The 1,416-nt window shown below is 32.2% G+C and carries 1 pseudogene; it reads left to right on the top strand.

Features of this window, described 5'->3' with window-relative positions:
* Positions 1-5 precede the first annotated feature (5 nt).
* Positions 6-1,163 (top strand): annotated as a pseudogene (locus EAL87_RS08305) (restriction endonuclease subunit S).
* The last annotated feature ends 253 nt before the right edge of the window (positions 1,164-1,416 follow it).

Genomic DNA, 1,416 nt, shown 5'->3' on the forward strand with positions numbered 1-1,416 from the left:
AACGCATGGACGCATTAACAACGCCCTCAAATTGGCAAAGAGTGAGGCTTGGGGATATTGCCGAAATTAAAAGAGGGGCATCACCTAGACCTATTGAAAATCCTAAATGGTTTTGCACTAATTCTAATGTAGGGTGGGTAAGAATTTCAGATATTTCAAAAAATAGCCGTTTTCTATACAAAACAGCCCAAAAACTTTCTAAAAAAGGCATTGAAAAAAGCAGGTTTATTAAACAAAATAGTTTGATTATGAGCATGTGTGCGACAATTGGTAAGCCTATTATCACTAAAATTGATACTTGTATTCATGATGGTTTTGTAGTTTTTGAAAATCCAAAGATAGACTTAAATTACTTATATTATTTTTTATGTTATATAGAAAAAGAATGGCTATAAAGCGGGCAACAAGGCTCACAAGTAAATTTAAATGTAGATTTAATTAAAAATAAAGAAGTTTTCTGCCCTAAAAATTTAAACGAACAAATCGCTATCGCTAACATTTTAAGCGATGTGGACCGTTATCTTTGCTCTTTAGACGCCCTCATTCTTAAAAAAGAAAGCGTTAAAAAAGCTTTAAGCTTTGAACTATTGAGCCAAAGAAAACGCTTGAAAGGCTTCAATCAAGCTTGGCAAAGAGTGAGGCTTGGGGATATTGCTGAAATTAAAAGGGGTGTTCGCATAACAAAAAATGAATTAGATGTATTTGGAAAATACCCTGTGGTTTCAGGTGGAGTTGGCTTTTTAGGTTACACAAACAACTTCAATAGATATGAAAATACAATTACTATCGCTCAATATGGAACGGCTGGTTATGTTAATTTTCAAAAAAATAAATTTTGGGCTAATGATGTTTGTTTTTGTATATACCCTAATAAAGATATTATAAAAAATATTTTCTTGTATTATTTTTTGAAAGTTAATCAAAATTATTTATATGAAATTTCAAATAGAAATGCTACACCTTATAGCATTTCAAAAGATAAAATTTTAGATTTTGAAATCCCCCTACCCCCCCTAAACGAACAAATCGCTATCGCTAATATTTTAAGCGCTTTGGATAATGAAATCATTAGCCTTAAAAACAAAAAACGCCAATTTGAAAACATCAAAAAAGCTTTAAACCACGATTTAATGAGCGCTAAAATCAGGGTTTTAAACAAATAAAACGCCCCAAAAGTCAAGGACAAACCCGCTTCATAAGGAAACCCCTAAGCTTTTAAACTCAGGGGAACTTTGGCTAATACATTACTTTTCTATAGAAAAGACCACTTTAAACCCCTTAAAAGAGATTTTAATGTATAATACTAACCAAGAGTTTTTACCATGTTTTCTTCGCATGATAAACCCTTTTAACCGTGATTTGCCCCATAATGCAACTATGGGGCGTGATGAGATTTTACAACAAACCCCTTAAAAC

Origin of the sequence: Helicobacter pylori (assembly GCF_003636935.1) — a bacterium.
Taxonomy (GTDB): Bacteria; Campylobacterota; Campylobacteria; order Campylobacterales; family Helicobacteraceae; genus Helicobacter; species Helicobacter pylori_CH.